Below are 16,308 nucleotides of genomic sequence, written 5' to 3'. Positions count from 1 at the left end.
TTCCACCCTTACAGAGGTGCAGGATGAACATCGTTTCGAGCAAGTTGAGCCGTACCGTGCTGGCCGCCGCCCTGCTGGCCGGCGCCGCCCTCGCAGGCGCCCCGGCGGCGCAGGCGCAGGCCACCGCCGCGCCGGCCGCGGCGCCGATCGGCGTGCGCGGCACCGTGACCGCCCTCGCCGGCGACACGCTCAAGGTGCATACCCGCTCGGGCCAGGATCTCGACGTAGGCCTGGGCAAGGACACCGCGTTGCGCGCCGTGACGCTGGCCAAGGTCGACGAGATCAAGGCCGGCAGCTACATCGGCTCGGCCGCCATCCCGCAGGCCGACGGCTCGCTCAAGGCGCTGGAAGTGCACGTGTTCCCGCCCAGCATGCGCGGCAGCGGCGAAGGCCACCGCGCCTGGGACCTGGGCAAGAACAGCAGCATGACCAACGGCACGGTGGGCAGCGTGGTGGTCAGCAACGGCCGCACCATCACCGTCAAGTACCCCGAAGGCGAAAAGCGCATCGTGATCCCCGCCGACGTGCCCATCGTCAACCTGGAGCCGGGCGACCGCTCGCTGCTGGTGCCCGGCGCCCACGTGGTGCTGTTCGCCAGCAAGGCCGCCGACGGCGCGCTGACCGCGCGCTTTGTCTCGGCCGGCAAGAACGGCGTCGTGCCGCCGATGTAAGGCACGCGCCATGCGCAAGCCGACTCCCGCCGCCGCGCGGCGCGCCATCGTCCACCCGCTGGCGGTGCGCGCCACGCACTGGATCAACGCCTTCGCCATGACCTGCATGGTGATGAGCGGCTGGGCCATCTACAACGCTTCGCCGCTGTTCGGCTTGCGCTTCCCGGCGTGGGCCACGGTCGGCGGCTGGCTGGGCGGCTCGATCGCCTGGCATTTCGCGGCGATGTGGCTGCTGTGCGCGAATGCCCTGCTCTATCTCGGCTACGGTCTGGCCACGCGCCATTTCCGCCGGCATTTCCTGCCGCTGAGCGCGCGCGCCGCGCTGCGCGACGCCGGCCTGGCGCTGCGCCTGCGCCTGCCGCACCGGCCCGGCGCCTACAACGCGGTGCAGCGGCTGATGTACGTGGCGGTGCTGCTGCTCGGCGTGCTGGTGGTGGCGTCCGGGCTGGCGATCTGGAAGCCGGTCCAGCTCTGGTGGCTGGCCGGCCTGTTCGGCGGCTTCGACACCGCGCGCCGCGTGCATTTCTTCGCGATGGCCGGCATCGTCGGTTTCGTCGCCGTGCACCTGGCGCTGGTCGTGGCCGTGCCGTCCACCTTGTTGCCCATGTTCACCGGCCGCGCGCGGCGCGGCCATCACGGAGAAGCCGAAGCATGAGCGAGCCGTCCGGCAAGACGCCAGCCGCGCGTCCCGATTCCATCCGCACCGAAGACGCGCCGCGCGCGGCCGGCGTCATCGCCACGCCGGCGCGGCCGGCCCTCAGCGCGGCGGATTTCCGGCCGCAGCTGGCGCGCCTGCAGCGGCGCATGTTCCTGCGCTCGTCGCTGTCGCTCGGCGCGGTGTCCATGCTGGCCGGCTGCACGCTGCAGGACGGCGACACCGTGGACAAGGTGCTGTGGTCCATGTCGCGCTGGAACGACCGCGTGCAGGCGTGGCTGTTCAGCGGCGCGCGGCTGGCGCCGACCTACGCGCGCAGCCAGATCACGCAGCCGTTCCCGTTCAACGCCTTCTACCAGGAATTCGACGTGCCCGAGGTGGACGGCGGCGACTACCGGCTGGAAGTCTCCGGCCTCGTCGCCGACAAGCGCAGCTGGAGCCTGGCGCAGTTGCGCGCGCTGCCGCAGGCGGGCCAGATCACGCGCCATATCTGCATCGAAGGCTGGAGCGCCGTCGGCGAATGGCGCGGCGTGCCGCTGCGCACGTTCCTGCAGCGCATCGGCGCGGACACCACGGCGCGCTATGTCGGCTTCAAGTGCGCGGACCGCTACTACTCCAGCCTCGACATGGCGACCGCGCTGCACCCGCAGACCATGCTGGCGCTGGACTTCGGCAGCGAGCCGCTGCCGCCCAGGTACGGCTATCCGCTCAAGCTGCGCGTGCCGACCAAGCTCGGCTTCAAGAACCCCAAGCATATCGCCGCGCTGTTCGTCACCAACGAGAATCCCGGCGGCTACTGGGAAGACCAGGGCTACAACTGGTTCAGCGGGATCTAGGCCGGCAGTCCGGAGCCGAGCGGCGGCGGGCGGCGGGTGACGCCGGCGCGGTCCGGCCCCGGAAATGGCTGCAAGCATGCCGCCGGATGCAGCCCCGCGCACGCATTTCCGGCCGGCAACGCCGCGGGGCATTCACAGCGCGGCCGCCCGTGGGTAAGATCGAACCCATTCGCCCGCCGCCGCCCGACCAGGCGCGGCCGGCCTGGCCCATGCCCGCACATCCTCTCCCGCGGCGGGCGCCGCGACGAACGAGGGAGATCATGCCCGCACGCAACCAGTTCCGGCGACTCTGGCACCTGACCTCCGAAGGTTGGGGCTACTGCGCGCTCGGCACCTTCACCTGCGACGGCCTGCCGCCGGAATGGCGCGCGGTGCTGCCCATGCTGCCGCTGCGCGACCGCTACTCGCCGGTCAAGGCCGCGCGCATGGTGCTCGTCACCATGCAGTTGCGCGGCGCCGCGCCGGACGTGGCGCGCCGCTGCGATCCGCAGCGGCCTCTGTATTACGTTTATCAGGCGTGGAGCACGGTGGCGGGGTGATGCGGGCGCGGCCCATGTCGGCATGGCCAGCCGCGCGCGCCGCCACGTCTCCATGAAAAAAACGGGCCCCGAAGGGCCCGTTCCACTGCAACCAGCCTGCGCCGGTTCAGCCTACCCACTTGCGGGCGTTGCGGAACATGCGCATCCACGGGCTGCCGCCGTCGGCGACCTGCTTCCATGCGTCGGGCGCCCAGCTCATGGTGGCGGTGCGGAACACGCGCTCCGGGTGCGGCATCAGCACGGTGAAGCGGCCATCGGTGGTGGTCACGGAGGTGATGCCTTCCGGCGAGCCGTTCGGGTTGAGCGGGTAGGTCTGCGTCGGCGCGCCGTGGTTATCCACGAAGCGCAGCGCCACGCGGGCCTGCTTCTGGTCGCCCTGCTGCGAGAAGTCGGCGAAGCCTTCGCCGTGCGCCACCACGATGGGGATGCGGCTGCCTTCCATGCCGGCGAAGAAGATCGACGGCGAGGACTGCACTTCCACGGTGACGTAGCGCGCTTCGTACTGCTCGGACTGGTTGCGCGTGAACTTGGGCCACGCGCCCGCGCCCGGGATGATCGGGGCGAGGTTGCTCATCATCTGGCAGCCGTTGCACACGCCCAGCGCGAAGGTGTCCTGGCGGTTGAAGAAGGCGGCGAACTGCTCGGCCATGCGCGCGTTGAACAGGATGGTCTTGGCCCAGCCCTCGCCGGCGCCCAGCACATCGCCGTAGCTGAAGCCGCCGCACGCGACGAAGCCGCTGAAGTCGGCCAGGCTGGCGCGCCCGGCAATCAGGTCGCTCATGTGCACGTCGTGCGTGTCGAAGCCCGCGCGGTCCATGCTATAGGCCATCTCGATCTGCGAGTTGACGCCCTGCTCGCGCAGGATCGCCACCTTGGGACGCGCGCCGGTGGCCACGAACGGCGCGGCGATGTCCGCGGCCGGGTCGAAGGTCAGCACCGGCGAGATGCCGGGGTCGGCCGCGTCCAGCAGGCGGTCGTATTCGCTGTCGGCGCAGGCCGGGTTGTCGCGCAGCCGCGCGATGCGCCAGCTCACCTCGCTCCAGATGCGCTGGAGCTCGCCGCGCGCGGCGCCGAAGACCTTCCTGGCGTCGCGGTAGATCTCGATCTGGTCGGTGGCGTTGGGCTTGCCGACCACGTGGCTGCAGGCCGACAGGCCGACTTCGCGCAGCACGCCGAACACGGCGTCGCGCTCGGACAGGCGCACCTGGATCACCGCGCCGAGCTCTTCCGAGAACAGCGCGCGCAGGGTCTGGTCGTTGCGGCGCTCGCCGATCTGCTGGGCCCAGTTCTTGGCGTCGCCGTAGTCCTGCTCCTGCTGCGGGTCCAGCGCCAGCATGTCGACGTTGAGCGACACGCCGCAGTGGCCGGCGAAGGCCATTTCCGCCAGCGCCGCCATGAAGCCGCCGTCGGAGCGGTCGTGGTAGGCCAGCAGCTTGCCTTCGCGGTTCAGGCGCTGGATCACGTTGAAGAAGTGCTTCAGGTCGTCGGCGCTGTCCACGTCCGGCGTGGCGTCGCCGACCTGCTGCGTGACCTGCGCCAGGATGCTGCCGCCGAGGCGGTTCTTGCCGCGGCCCAGGTCGATGGCGATCAGCACGGTGTCGCCGGCGTCGGTGCGCAGCTGCGGGGTCAGCGTGCGGTCGGTGTCGTCCACCGCGGCGAAGGCCGAGATGATCAGCGAGACCGGCGCCACCACTTCCCTGGCGATGCCGTTGTCGTCCCACTTGGTGCGCATGGACAGCGAATCCTTGCCCACCGGGATGCTGATGCCGAGCGCCGGGCACAGTTCCATGCCGACCGCGTGCACGGTGTCGTACAGCCGCGCGTCCTCGCCGTCCACGCCGCAGGCGGCCATCCAGTTGGCGGACAGCTTGACCTTGCCGAGATCCTTGACCGGCGCGGCGGCCAGGTTGGTCAGGGCCTCGCCGATGGCCATGCGGCCCGAGGCCGGCGCGTCGATCACGGCCAGCGGGGTGCGCTCGCCCATCGTCATGGCTTCGCCGGCGCGGCCCTTGTAGTCGAGCGTGGTCACGGCCACGTCGGCCACCGGCACCTGCCACGGGCCGACCATCTGGTCGCGCGCGTTCATGCCGCCCACGGTGCGGTCGCCGATGGTGATGAGGAAGGACTTGCTGGCCACGGTCGGGTGGCGCAGCACGTCGCGCACGGCCTGGTCGAGCGCGAGGCCGGTCACGTCCACCGGCGGCAGCACCTGCTCGACATGGCGCACGTCGCGGTGCATGCGCGGCGGCTTGCCGAGCAGCACGTCCATCGGCATGTCGACGGCGTAGTGCTCCTTGAGCGAGGCGTCGACGTGCGCGTCCACCAGTTGCAGCTGCTGTTCCTCGGTGGCTACGCCGACCACCGCGAACGGCGAGCGCTCGCGCTGGCACATGGCCTGGAACAGCGGGAACGAGTCCGGCGCGATGGCCAGCACGTAGCGTTCCTGCGATTCGTTGCACCAGATCTCGGCCGGGCTCAGGCCCGACTCTTCCAGGTGCACCTGGCGCAGGTCGAAGCGCGCGCCGCGGCCGGCGCCGTCCACCAGTTCGGGGAAGGCGTTGGAGATGCCGCCCGCGCCCACGTCGTGGATCGACAGGATGGGGTTGTCGTCGCCGAGCTGCCAGCACGCGTTGATGACTTCCTGCGCGCGCCGCTCCATTTCCGGGTTGCCGCGCTGGACCGAGTCGAAGTCCAGGTCGGCGGTGTTAGTGCCGGTGGCCATCGAGCTGGCGGCGCCGCCGCCCATGCCAATGCGCATGCCGGGGCCGCCGAGCTGGATCAGCAGCGTGCCGGCCGGCAGCGGGTTCTTGTGGGTGTGGCCGGCGTCGATGTTGCCGATGCCGCCGGCGATCATGATCGGCTTGTGGTAGCCGCGCACGGTGCCGCCCACGTTCTGCTCGTAGACGCGGAAGTAGCCGCCCAGGTTGGCGCGGCCGAATTCGTTGTTGAAGGCGGCGCCGCCGAGCGGGCCGTCGATCATGATCTGCAGCGGCGAGGCGATGCGGTCGGGCTTGCCGGTGATGTTGTCGGCCCGGCCGGCCTTGTCGTCGGGGTTGCGGTGCGCTAGCGGCTGGGCGGCGTCGCGCGCGTTTTCCCAGCTTTGCACGGCGTCCGGCAGCATCAGGTTGGACACCGTGAAGCCGGTCAGGCCGGCCTTGGGCTTGGCGCCGCGGCCGGTCGCGCCTTCGTCGCGGATCTCGCCGCCGGCGCCGGTGGAGGCGCCCGGGAACGGCGAGATGGCGGTCGGGTGGTTGTGCGTCTCCACCTTCATCAGCGTGTGCGTGAGCGCCTCGTGGCGGCCGTATTTCTGCGCGGCGCCGCGCGGGAACCAGCGCTCGGCCACGTCGCCTTCCATCACGGCGGAGTTGTCCGAGTACGCCACGATCGAGCCTTGCGGGTTGAGCTGGTGCGTATTGCGGATCATGGCGAACAGGGACTTGTCCTGCTGCACGCCGTCGATGGTCCAGGTGGCGTTGAAGATCTTGTGGCGGCAGTGCTCGCTGTTGGCCTGCGCGAACATCATCAGCTCGACGTCGGTCGGGTTGCGCCCGAGCCTGGCGTAGGCCTCGACCAGGTAGTCGATCTCGTCTTCCGACAGCGCCAGGCCCATCTCGGCGTTGGCCTGCGCCAGCGCCGCGCGGCCGCCGGCGATGTCGATGAAGCGCAGCGGCTTGGCGGGCAGTTCCTGGAACAGCGCGGCGGCGTCCTCGCGCGCGGCGACCACGGTCTCGGTCATGCGGTCGAACAGGTGCGCGGCCACGGCGGCGCGCGTGCCGGCGTCCAGCGTCTTGCGCCCGCGCAGCAGGCCCTTCTTGCAGATCACGGTGATCTCGATGCCGCGCTCGATGCGGTGCACCTCCCCGAAGCCGCAGTTGTGCGCGATGTCGGTGGCCTTGCTGGCCCACGGCGAGATCGTGCCGAAGCGCGGGATCACCACGAAGCGGTCGCCCTCGGCCTGCGGCTCGAACGGCGCGCCGTAGGTCAGCAGCGCGGCGATGCGCTCGCTGTCGGCCGGCGACAGCGGCGCGTTGGCATCGACGAAATGCAGGAACTGGCCGTGAACCGACTCGATGTCGGCGTCGATCTGCTTGAGGGCGGTGAGCAGGCGTTGCTGGCGAAAGGCGGAAAGGGCCAATGCGCCGGGGAAGCACGAAAAATGCGCCATGATCTGAGCGGTCGGGAGGGCAGGAGGTAGGGGCTGCTACCGGCCGGCGCCGCTGGTTGGGGCGCCGTGCTGGCGGGAAACCGGCATTATACCTTGTCGGCCGCCCTTTCCCGCGTTGCAGCACGGCCCGCCGCGCCCCGGCGCGGGCCGGCATGGACCGGTACTGACCGGTCAAGGGCCAACGAGCGGCGCTATCGCCACTCGCCGCGCGAAGCGCCTGCCGGAGTACCGCCGGGGCCGCCGCCGCCCGCCCCGCTCAGGCCTCGCCGAAGCCCCCGCCGCCCGGCGTTTCGACCACGAACACATCGCCGGCCGCCATCTCGCGGCGGCCCACGTGGCCGAGCGCCTCTTCCCGCCCGTCGGCGCGCACCACGTAGTTGCGCCCGGTGGCGCCGGGCGCCCCGCCGGCCATGCCGAACGGCGCGTGCAGGCGGTTGTTGGAGAGGATCGAGGCGGTCATCGGCTCCAGGAAGCGCACCCGGCGGATGCCGCCGTTGCCGCCATGCCAGCGCCCCGCCCCGCCCGAGCCCGGGCGGATCTCGTAGCTTTCCAGCCGCACCGGGAAGCGCCATTCCAGCACTTCCGGGTCGGTCAGCCGCGAGTTGGTCATGTTGGTCTGCACCACGTCGCAGCCGTCGAAGCCGCTGCCGGCGCCGCTGCCGCCCGAGATGGTCTCGTAGTACTGGTAGCGCTCGTTGCCGAACGTGAAGTTGTTCATGGTGCCCTGGCTGGCCGCCACCACGCCGAGCGCGCCGTACAGCGCATTGGTGATGCACGACGAGGTTTCCACGTTGCCCGACACCACCGAGGCCGGATAGCGCGGGTTGAGCATCGAGCCTTCCGGGACGATCACCTTGATCGGCTTGAGGCAGCCGGCGTTGAGCGGGATGTCCTCGTCGACCAGCGTGCGGAACACGTACAGCACCGCCGCCATGCACACCGCGCGCGGCGCGTTGAAGTTGTTGGGCAGCTGCGCCGAGGTGCCGGTGAAGTCCACCACGGCTTCGCGCCGTTCCCGGTCCACCGTCACCCGCACCCGGATGCGCGCGCCGTTGTCGAGCGGGTAATCGTAGGCGCCGTCCCTGAGCGCGGTGATGACGCGGCGCACCGCTTCCTCGGCGTTGTCCTGCACGTGGCCCATGTAGGCGCGCACCACCGGCAGGCCGAACTGCGCCACCATCCTGCGCAGCTCTTCCACGCCCTTGGCGTTGGCCGCCACCTGGGCGCGCAGGTCGGCCATGTTCTGGTCGACGTTGCGCGCCGGGTAGCGCCCGCCGGCCAGCAGCGCGCGCATGCCGGCGTCGTCGAGCACGCCGGCCTTGACCAGCGGGAAGTTGTCGATCAGCACGCCCTCCTCTTCCACCACGGTGGAGTCCGGCGGCATCGAGCCCGGCGTGATGCCGCCGATGTCGGCATGGTGGCCGCGCGAGCCCACGTAGAACAGGATCTCGCGGCCGGCTTGGTCGAACACCGGCGTGATCACGGTCACGTCCGGCAGGTGCGTGCCGCCGTTGTAGGGGTCGTTGAGCACGTACACGTCGCCGTCGGCCATGCCGCCGGCGTTGCGCGCGATCACGGTCTTGATGCTCTCGCCCATCGAGCCGAGGTGCACCGGCATGTGCGGCGCGTTGGCGATCAGGTTGCCGGCGGCGTCGAAGATGGCGCAGGAGAAGTCGAGCCGCTCCTTGATGTTGACCGAGTAGGCGGTGTTCTGCAGCCGCTGGCCCATCTGCTCGGCGATCGACATGAACAGGTTGTTGAACACCTCCAGCATGACCGGGTCGGCGTCGGTGCCCACGGCGCGGCGCTGCGGGCGCGGCACCGCGCGCGTGAGCACGAGGTGGTCGCGCGCGGTCAGCTCGGCCTGCCAGCCGGGCTCCACCACGGTGGTGGCGTTGCGCTCGGCGATGATGGCCGGGCCGGGCAGCACGTCGCCGGGGCGCAGCGTGTCGCGCGGGAACAGGCCGGTGTCGTGCCAGGCGCCGCCGCTGAACATGCGCACGCGCTCGGCCGGCACCGGGCCGCCGCCGCGCGGCGCCGGCTCGGGCAGCTTTTCCGCGGGCGGCTCGCTGCTACCGATGGCTTCCACCGAAACCGCTTCCACGATCAGCGGCTTGCCCTGCATCAGGAACGCATAGCGCTGGCGGTAGGCGGCGTCGAACGCGGCCTGCATGCCGGCCAGCGTGCCGAACGGCACCACCAGCGCGGAGTCGGTGCCTTCGTAGCGCAGGTGGGCGCGGCGCACCACCTCGATCTGCGCGTCGGCCACTTCCTGCTCCAGCAGTTCGGTGCGCGCTTGCTGCGCCAGCGCGTCGAGCGTGGCCTGCAGCGCCGGCAGCGCGGCGCCGGTGAGGCGCGCCTCCACCGCGCGCTCGCGCATCGCGGTGCGGTCGGCCAGCCCCATGCCGTAGGCCGACAGCACGCCCGCCAGCGGGTGCACGAACACGGTCTGCATGCCGAGCGCGTCCGCCACCAGGCAGGCATGCTGGCCGCCGGCGCCGCCGAAGGTGGTGAGCGTGTAGCCGGTCACGTCGTGGCCGCGCTGCACCGAGATCTGCTTGATCGCGTTGGCCATGTTGCCGACCGCGATCTCGATGAAGCCTTCGGCCACCTGCTCGGGGCTGCGCGCGTCGCCGGTGGCGGCGCTCACGGCCCGCGCCAGCTCGGCGAAGCGCGACACCACGGCGTCGCGGTCCAGCGGCGCGTCCGCGCCCGGGCCGAACACGCTGGGGAAATGGCGCGGCTGGATCTTGCCGAGCATGACGTTGCAGTCGGTCACGGCCAGCGGGCCGCCGCGCCGGTAGCTGGCCGGCCCCGGGTTGGCGCCGGCCGAGTCCGGCCCCACGCGGAAGCGGCTGCCGTCGAAATGCAGGATCGAGCCGCCGCCGGCGGCCACCGTGTGGATGCTCATCATCGGCGCGCGCATGCGCACGCCGGCCACGGCGGTCTCGAACACGCGCTCGAAATCGTTGGGATGGCTGCCGTTGAAATGCGACACGTCGGTGGAGGTGCCGCCCATGTCGAAGCCGATGACGCGGCCGAAGCCGGCGCCCTGCGACGAGCGCACCATGCCGACGATGCCGCCGGCCGGCCCGGACAGGATCGCGTCCTTGCCCTGGAAGCGGTGCGCGTCGGTCAGGCCGCCGCTGCTCTGCATGAACTGCAGCCGCACGCCGGGCATCTGCTGCTCGACCTGCTCCACGTAGCGGCGCAGGATCGGCGAGAGATAGGCGTCCACCACGGTGGTGTCGCCGCGCGAGACCAGCTTCATCAGCGGCGACACCTGGTGCGACACCGAGATCTGCGTGAAGCCGGTCTCGCGCGCGATGCGCGCCGCGGCCTGCTCGTGCGCCGGCGCGCGGTAGCCGTGCAGGAACACGATGGCGATGGCGCGGGTGCCGCCGGCGAACACGCGCTGCATGTCGGCGCGCAGCGCGGCTTCGTCCAGCGGCGCGACGACGCCGCCCCGCGCGTCGAGCCGCTCGCCGACCTCCACCACCTCGCGGTAGAGCAGCTCGGGCAGCACGATGTTCAGGTCGAACAGGCGCGGCCGGTTCTGGTACGCGATGCGCAGCGCGTCGCGGAAGCCGCGCGTGATGAACAGCGCCAGCGGCTCGCCCTTGCGCTCGAGCAGCGCGTTGGTGGCCACCGTGGTGCCCATCTTCACCACCTCCACCAGCGCCGGCGTGACCGGCTCATCGGGCGCCAGGCCCAGCAGGTGGCGGATGCCGGCCACGGCCGCGTCGCGGTATTGCTCCGGGTTCTCGGACAGCAGCTTGTGCGTGACCACCGCGCCGTCGGGCCGCAGCCCGACCACGTCGGTGAAGGTGCCGCCGCGGTCGATCCAGAATTGCCAGCGGCGGCGGTCCGGGGCTGCAACGGAGGATGACTGCGGCGTTGGCGACGGCATGCGGGGGCTTCCTTGTCTGGCGTGATGGGATGTCGGGAACGATGGCATGCGCGCCGGTGCCGCGCGCATGCCGCGGCCTACAGCGAAGTGGCCGAGCGCGCGGCCTGCTCGTACAGGCCGGTGAGCACGCGCAGCAGCCGCGCCAGCTCGCCGATCTCGGCGTTCTCCGCGCTGCCGGCGGTGAAATTGCTGGTCAGGCACTGCTCGCGGATCTCGCGGTAGCGCGCGCAGGCCTGGGTGCCGGCCGGCGTGGTGGTGTAGATGGCTTCCTTGCCGACGCGCTCGCCCTCCACCAGCCCCATGCCTTGCAGCTTCTTCAGCGCGTAGGTGACGAGGTGGGTGTCTTCCACGTTCAGCACGAAGCAGATGTCGGCCAGCCGCTTGGGCCGCGCGCGGTGGTTGACGTGATGGAGCACCAGCACGTCGAGGAAGGTCAGGTCGCGCACGCCGGAGGCGCCCATGCAGCGCACCACCCAGCGGCTGTAGGCGTTGTAGGCGGTGTTCAGGCCGAACTCGAACTCGGACAGCTCGGGGCTGCGCTCGGACACCAGGTGCGAGGACGACACGATGTTGGGCCCGACCGCGCGCGGCAACGTGGTGGCTGCGGCGGCGGACCGCGCGGGCGCGTCCTGCGCGCCGTTGTCGTGCTCGGCCGGGTCCTGGCCGGCGGCTGGCTTACGCGCCATGTCTACACTCCTCTCTCTCATTGTTGGTCCGATGCGCCCGCGTGGCGCGGCCGGCGGCCCGGCTAGGTATATCCCCGGGGGCTTGGCCCGCAGATTTGGCTTGACAGTTTATAAACAAATTATGAGGATAAACACCAAATAAATCCAAGCAAAACATCGGGGACGTAGCAGTGGATTCTGCACGAAGACAGGGCAGGAAAACCGGCGGACGCACTATCGCGGGGCCGGCGCGACGCCCGCCGGCGCTCTGGTTGCGCGGCACCGGCGCACTGGCTAGACTCGACCCGAACCTTGCCGAGCGCGGCTGATCCGCGAACCAGATGCCCACCGATATCCATACATTGCAGACAAAACTTCACGACGGCAGCGCCACGCGCGCCGGCGTGATCGCCGCCGCGGCCGAACTGGCGCGGCAGCCCGCGGCGCAGTCCGTGCTGCTCCACGCCACCTTCGAGGCCGCCGCCGAGACCGCGCGCGCGGCCGACGCCGCCGCCCGCGCCGGCCAGCCGCTGCATCCGCTCGCGGGCCTGCCGGTCTCGGTCAAGGACCTGTTCGACGTGGCCGGCGAGGTCACGCGCGCGGGCTCCCCGGTGCGCGACGATGCGGCGCCGGCCGCCGCGGACGCCACCGTCGTGCGCCGCCTGCGCGAGGCCGGCGCGGCGCTGGTCGGGCGCACCAACATGACCGAGTTCGCGTTCTCCGGCGTCGGCATCAACCCGCATTTCGGCACGCCGGTCAACCCGGCCGACCGCAGCGTGGCGCGCATTCCCGGCGGCTCGTCGTCGGGCGCGGCGGTGTCCGTGGCGCTGGGGCTGGCGGTGGCCGGGCTGGGCAGCGACACCGGCGGCTCGATCCGCATCCCGGCCGCGCTATGCGGCCTGACCGGCTTCAAGCCGACCCAGCGCCGGGTGCCGCTCGACGGCGCGTTTCCGCTGTCCTACACGCTGGACACCGCCTGCGCGATGGCGCGCTCGGTGCACGACTGCGCGCTGGTCGACAGCGTGATCGCCGACCAGGCCGTGGTGCCGGCCAGCAAGGCCGCGGCGGGCATCCGCCTGGCCGTGCCGCGCCAGTACCTGCTGGACGACCTCGACGCCACCGTGGCGCGCGCGTTCGACCGCACCCTCGGCCTGCTGTCCGCGGCCGGCGTGCGCATCGAGCCGGTCGACCTGCCCGAACTGGCCGAGCTGCCCGGCATCAACGCCACCGGCGGCTTCACCGCGCCCGAGGCCTACGCCATCCACCGCCACGTGCTGGCGGCCCGGCGCGGCCAGTACGACCCGCGCGTGGCCATGCGCATCGAGCGCGGCGCCGCCATGAGCGCGCCCGACTACGTGGACCTGGTGCGCGCGCGCGCCGCCTGGATCGCGCGCGTGCTGGCGCGCATCGAAGGCTTCGACGCGGTGGCCTGCCCCACGGTGCCGATGGTGGCGCCGCCGGTCGCGCCGCTGCTGGCGGACGACGACCTCTTCTTCCGCACCAACGCGCTGCTGTTGCGCAACACCTCGGCCTTCAACTTCCTCGACGGCTGCTCGATCTCGCTGCCCTGCCACCAGCCGGGCGAGCTGCCGGTCGGGCTGATGCTCTCGCACGGTGCGCTGCGCGACGCGCAGTTGCTGGGCACGGCAATTGCATTGGAAACCATCGTCAGGCCCGCCGCCTGACACGCTCGCCCCCCGGGCGGGCCTTCGCGCCGCGCGGCCCCTGAGCCAGGCCGCGCGCGCGGGACGGGCACCGCCATGCAGCACCCACGCAGCACACGAAACACACGCAGGACCCAAGCCGCACAGAAAAGCCGTACCAGAACAGACCGAGCCGCAACGACCAACCAGGAGAGATCGATGCAAGGGAAGGCAATACTGAAGTACATGCTGCTGGGCGGGGTGCTGGCCGCCGCGTCGGCGCTGGCCCCCGTGGCGCAGGCACAGACCAGGTGGGACCTGCCGACCGGCTACCCCACCAACAACCTGCACACCGAGAACCTGCAGCAGATGGCCAACGATGTGGAGAAGGCCACCGGCGGCAAGCTCAAGATCCTGATCCATCCCAACGGCTCGCTGCTCAAGGCCAACGAGATCAAGCGCGGCGTGCAGACCGGCCAGGTGCAGATGGGCGAGATCCTGATGTCGCTGCTGGCCAACGAGAACCCGGTGTTCGGCGTGGACGCGGTGCCCTTCCTGGCCACCAGCTACCAGGATTCCTACAAGCTGTGGCAGGCCTCGCGCGCCGTCACCGACAAGGTGCTCGACAAGCAGGGCATGAAGCTGCTCTACGCGGTGGCGTGGCCGCCGCAGGGCATCTACGCCAACAAGCCGATCAACGCCGCGGCCGACATGAAGGGCCTCAAGTGGCGCGCCTACAATCCCGCCACCTCCAAGATCGCCGAGCTGGTCGGCGCGCAGCCGGTCACGATCCAGGCCGCCGACCTCGCCCAGGCGCTGGCCACCGGCACCGTCAATTCCTTCATGTCCTCGGGCGCCACCGGCGTCGACACCAAGGTGTGGGAAAGCGTGAAGTACTTCTACACCGTGGACGCCTGGCTGCCGAAGAACATGCTGGTGGTCAGCAAGAAGGCCTTCGCCGCGCTGGACAAGCCGACCCAGGACGCCCTGCTCAAGACCGTGGCCGAGGCCGAGAAGCGCGGCTGGCAGGTCTCCGAGCAGAAGACGCGCGACTACCTCGCCGTGCTCGGCAAGAACGGCATGACCGTGCAGCCGCCCTCGCCGCAGCTGCGGCAGGACATGCAGAAGGTCGGCCAGGTCATGGTCGACGAATGGGCCAGGAGCGCCGGCGACGACGGCAAGGCCATTCTCGAAGCCTACAAGAAGTAAGCCGGGCAGCCGGCGCCGGTCCGGCGCCATGCACGCGGCGCCACCGCGCATTTCCCGCGCATTTCCCGCGCGCAGCCGCGGCGGCGCCCGCTGCCGCCGCGGCATGCGTCTCCTTTCACCGCATCCTCCCTCCTCTGCCGTCATGGAAGCTCCTGCCGTCAACAAGCGCTGGCTCGACCGGCTGCTTGACCTGTTCGCCGTGCTCGGCGCGCTGTGCATCCTCGGGGTCTGCATCATCATGATCCTGATGTCCTTCTCGCGCGAGACCACCATCATCTTCAAGGGCGGCGACGACATCGTCGCCTGGCTGTGCGCGGCCTCCGCCTTCCTCGTGCTCGGCCAGACCTTCCAGCACGGCGGCATCGTGCGCGTGGAAATGCTGCTCGAAGCGGTGAGCCCGCGCCAGCGCTGGTGGCTCGAGCTGCTGTCGCTCGCCATCTGCGCGGTGTTCGCCGGCTATGCCACCTGGGCGCTGCTGAGCTTCGCCTGGCAGAGCTGGGAGATCGGCGACGTCTCGCAGGGGCAGATCGTGGTGCCGCTGTGGATTCCGCAGAGCTTCGCGGTGCTGGGCTGCGCCGGCTTCGCGCTGGCCGTGCTCGACGAGCTGCTGCGCGTGGCGCGCCGCCAGAAGCCGCGCTACCAGCTCGCGCAGGAGGCCAAGCTGGCCGCCGGCGACTTCGGGGAGACCGTCTGATGAGCACCGTCCTGGTTTCCCTGATCCTGCTGCTGGTGATGATCGTGTTCCTGGTGATCGGGGCGTGGATCCCGGTGGCCATCGCCGTCACCTCGTGGGTGGGGCTGGTGGTCTTCGCCGACCACGACGCGCTGGTCAACCTGGCCAATGCGTGGTGGTCTTCGAGCGCGTCCTACACGCTGGCCTCGCTGCCGCTGTTCGTGTGGATGGGCGAGATCCTGTTCCGCACCAAGCTGTCCGAGCAGATGTTCAACGGCCTGTCGCCGTGGCTGAACTGGCTGCCCGGGCGGCTCATGCACGTCAACATCCTGGGCTGCGGCATCTTCGGCTCGGTGTCGGGCTCGTCGGCCGCCACCTGCGCCACCATCGCCAAGTCGGCGCTGCCCGAACTCACGCGGCGCGGCTACGACGAGCGCGTGACGCTGGGCTCGCTGTCGTGCGCCGGCACGCTCGGCATCCTGATCCCGCCGTCGATCACGATGGTGGTGTACGCGGTGTCGGCGGACGTGTCGATCATCCGCGTGTTCCTGGCCGGTTTCCTGCCGGGCCTGCTGCTGATGCTGCTGTTCTCGGGCTACATCGTGGCGTGGGCGCTGTCCAACCCGGACAAGACGCCGCCGGCCGAGCACTTCGGCTGGCGCGCGCGCCTGGCCTCGATCCGCCAGTTGATGCCGTGCATGATCCTGATCGCCTTCATCACCTGGATCATGATCACCGGCTACTCCACCGCCACCGAGGCCGCCGCCTACGGCGTGGTGGCCTCGCTGGCGCTGGCCTGGGCGGGCGGCTCGCTGACGCGCAAGGCGTTCTGGGAAAGCCTGATGTCGGCCACGCGGCTGACCGCCATGATCATGTTCGTGCTGGGCGCCACCTCGTTCCTGTCGGTGACGATGAGCTTCACCGGCATTCCGCGCGCGCTGGCCGAGTGGGTGGCGTCGATGCACCTGTCGCCGTGGGCGCTGATCGCCGTGCTGACGGTGATCTACATCCTGCTGGGCACCGCGCTGGACGGCATTTCCATGATCGCGCTGACCACCGCCACGGTGCTGCCGATGGTGCAGGCGGCGGGCTTCGATCTGGTATGGTTCGGGATATTCATCGTGCTGCTGGTGGAGATCGCCGAGGTCACGCCGCCGGTCGGCTTCAACCTGTTCGTGCTGCAGAGCATGACAGGCAAGGACAGCAACTACATCGCGCGGGTCTCGCTGCCGTTCTTCATGATGATGGTGATCGCCATCGGCATCATCACGGTATGGCCGACGCTGGTCACGTGGCTGCCCGACGTGGTGATGCAGAAGGAACTGAAGTAGGACCGCGCTGC

11 protein-coding genes are annotated in these 16,308 nt (G+C 70.6%); 8 read left to right on the top strand and 3 right to left on the bottom strand.

Features of this window, described 5'->3' with window-relative positions:
- Positions 1–23: 23 nt before the first annotated feature.
- The 4 genes from ACWTPI_RS09365 (at position 24) to ACWTPI_RS09350 (ending at position 2,701) form a co-directional block, all read left to right on the top strand.
- Positions 24–671, top strand: coding sequence for a hypothetical protein (locus ACWTPI_RS09365; RefSeq protein WP_454731529.1), 648 nt, complete (start codon positions 24–26; stop codon positions 669–671).
- Positions 672–681: 10 nt separating this feature from the next.
- Positions 682–1,326, top strand: coding sequence for a cytochrome b/b6 domain-containing protein (locus ACWTPI_RS09360; protein WP_020203686.1), 645 nt, complete (start codon positions 682–684; stop codon positions 1,324–1,326).
- Positions 1,323–2,162: a molybdopterin-dependent oxidoreductase gene (locus tag ACWTPI_RS09355; protein ID WP_020203687.1), complete on the top strand. Its 840-nt coding sequence runs from the start codon at positions 1,323–1,325 to the stop codon at positions 2,160–2,162. Before ACWTPI_RS09360 ends, ACWTPI_RS09355 begins: the two co-directional genes overlap by 4 nt.
- Positions 2,163–2,422: 260 nt before the next feature.
- Complete coding sequence (locus ACWTPI_RS09350; protein ID WP_020203688.1) at positions 2,423–2,701, top strand: hypothetical protein; 279 nt, start codon at positions 2,423–2,425, stop codon at positions 2,699–2,701.
- Between the two features lie 106 nt (positions 2,702–2,807).
- On the opposite strand, the gene purL is transcribed toward ACWTPI_RS09350, so the two are convergent.
- From purL to ACWTPI_RS09335, 3 genes are all read right to left on the bottom strand, one after another.
- Positions 2,808–6,866, bottom strand: coding sequence for a phosphoribosylformylglycinamidine synthase (gene purL, locus ACWTPI_RS09345; RefSeq protein WP_454731528.1), 4,059 nt, complete (start codon positions 6,864–6,866; stop codon positions 2,808–2,810).
- Positions 6,867–7,122: 256 nt separating this feature from the next.
- The gene (locus ACWTPI_RS09340; protein WP_454731527.1) at positions 7,123–10,776 is read right to left on the bottom strand and encodes a hydantoinase B/oxoprolinase family protein; all 3,654 of its coding nucleotides are present in this window, start codon (positions 10,774–10,776) and stop codon (positions 7,123–7,125) included.
- Between the two features lie 77 nt (positions 10,777–10,853).
- Complete coding sequence (locus ACWTPI_RS09335; protein WP_020203691.1) at positions 10,854–11,462, bottom strand: winged helix DNA-binding protein; 609 nt, start codon at positions 11,460–11,462, stop codon at positions 10,854–10,856.
- A gap of 320 nt (positions 11,463–11,782) precedes the next feature.
- Here ACWTPI_RS09335 and ACWTPI_RS09330 point away from each other — a divergent pair, with 320 nt between their 5' ends.
- The 4 genes from ACWTPI_RS09330 to ACWTPI_RS09315 all read left to right on the top strand — a co-directional run bounded on the left by ACWTPI_RS09330 (position 11,783) and on the right by ACWTPI_RS09315 (position 16,297).
- Positions 11,783–13,126, top strand: a complete 1,344-nt coding sequence (locus ACWTPI_RS09330; protein WP_454731526.1) for an amidase — start codon at positions 11,783–11,785, stop codon at positions 13,124–13,126.
- A gap of 204 nt (positions 13,127–13,330) precedes the next feature.
- On the top strand, positions 13,331–14,293 hold the full coding sequence (locus tag ACWTPI_RS09325) for a TRAP transporter substrate-binding protein (RefSeq protein WP_020203693.1): 963 nt from the start codon (positions 13,331–13,333) through the stop codon (positions 14,291–14,293).
- A gap of 142 nt (positions 14,294–14,435) precedes the next feature.
- Positions 14,436–14,987, top strand: a complete 552-nt coding sequence (locus ACWTPI_RS09320) for a TRAP transporter small permease subunit (RefSeq protein WP_020203694.1) — start codon at positions 14,436–14,438, stop codon at positions 14,985–14,987.
- A complete protein-coding gene (locus ACWTPI_RS09315; protein ID WP_020203695.1) occupies positions 14,987–16,297 on the top strand; it encodes a TRAP transporter large permease in 1,311 nt (436 codons plus the stop codon). The genes ACWTPI_RS09320 and ACWTPI_RS09315 overlap by 1 nt, the downstream gene beginning before the upstream one ends.
- Positions 16,298–16,308 lie beyond the last annotated feature (11 nt).

The sequence above is a fragment of the Cupriavidus ulmosensis genome (assembly GCF_977008105.1).
This window is presented reverse-complemented; position numbering and strand designations above follow the sequence as displayed.

What these genes read in the sequence shown, in the direction of transcription:
- ACWTPI_RS09365 (WP_454731529.1), top strand. Translation starts at nt 24, where the DNA reads ATGAACATCGTTTCGAGCAAGTTGAGCCGTACCGTGCTGGCCGCCGCC.
- ACWTPI_RS09360 (WP_020203686.1), top strand. Translation starts at nt 682, where the DNA reads ATGCGCAAGCCGACTCCCGCCGCCGCGCGGCGCGCCATCGTCCACCCG.
- ACWTPI_RS09355 (WP_020203687.1), top strand. Translation starts at nt 1,323, where the DNA reads ATGAGCGAGCCGTCCGGCAAGACGCCAGCCGCGCGTCCCGATTCCATC.
- ACWTPI_RS09350 (WP_020203688.1), top strand. Translation starts at nt 2,423, where the DNA reads ATGCCCGCACGCAACCAGTTCCGGCGACTCTGGCACCTGACCTCCGAA.
- purL (WP_454731528.1), bottom strand. Translation starts at nt 6,866, where the DNA reads ATGGCGCATTTTTCGTGCTTCCCCGGCGCATTGGCCCTTTCCGCCTTT.
- ACWTPI_RS09340 (WP_454731527.1), bottom strand. Translation starts at nt 10,776, where the DNA reads ATGCCGTCGCCAACGCCGCAGTCATCCTCCGTTGCAGCCCCGGACCGC.
- ACWTPI_RS09335 (WP_020203691.1), bottom strand. Translation starts at nt 11,462, where the DNA reads ATGGCGCGTAAGCCAGCCGCCGGCCAGGACCCGGCCGAGCACGACAAC.
- ACWTPI_RS09330 (WP_454731526.1), top strand. Translation starts at nt 11,783, where the DNA reads ATGCCCACCGATATCCATACATTGCAGACAAAACTTCACGACGGCAGC.
- ACWTPI_RS09325 (WP_020203693.1), top strand. Translation starts at nt 13,331, where the DNA reads ATGCTGCTGGGCGGGGTGCTGGCCGCCGCGTCGGCGCTGGCCCCCGTG.
- ACWTPI_RS09320 (WP_020203694.1), top strand. Translation starts at nt 14,436, where the DNA reads ATGGAAGCTCCTGCCGTCAACAAGCGCTGGCTCGACCGGCTGCTTGAC.
- ACWTPI_RS09315 (WP_020203695.1), top strand. Translation starts at nt 14,987, where the DNA reads ATGAGCACCGTCCTGGTTTCCCTGATCCTGCTGCTGGTGATGATCGTG.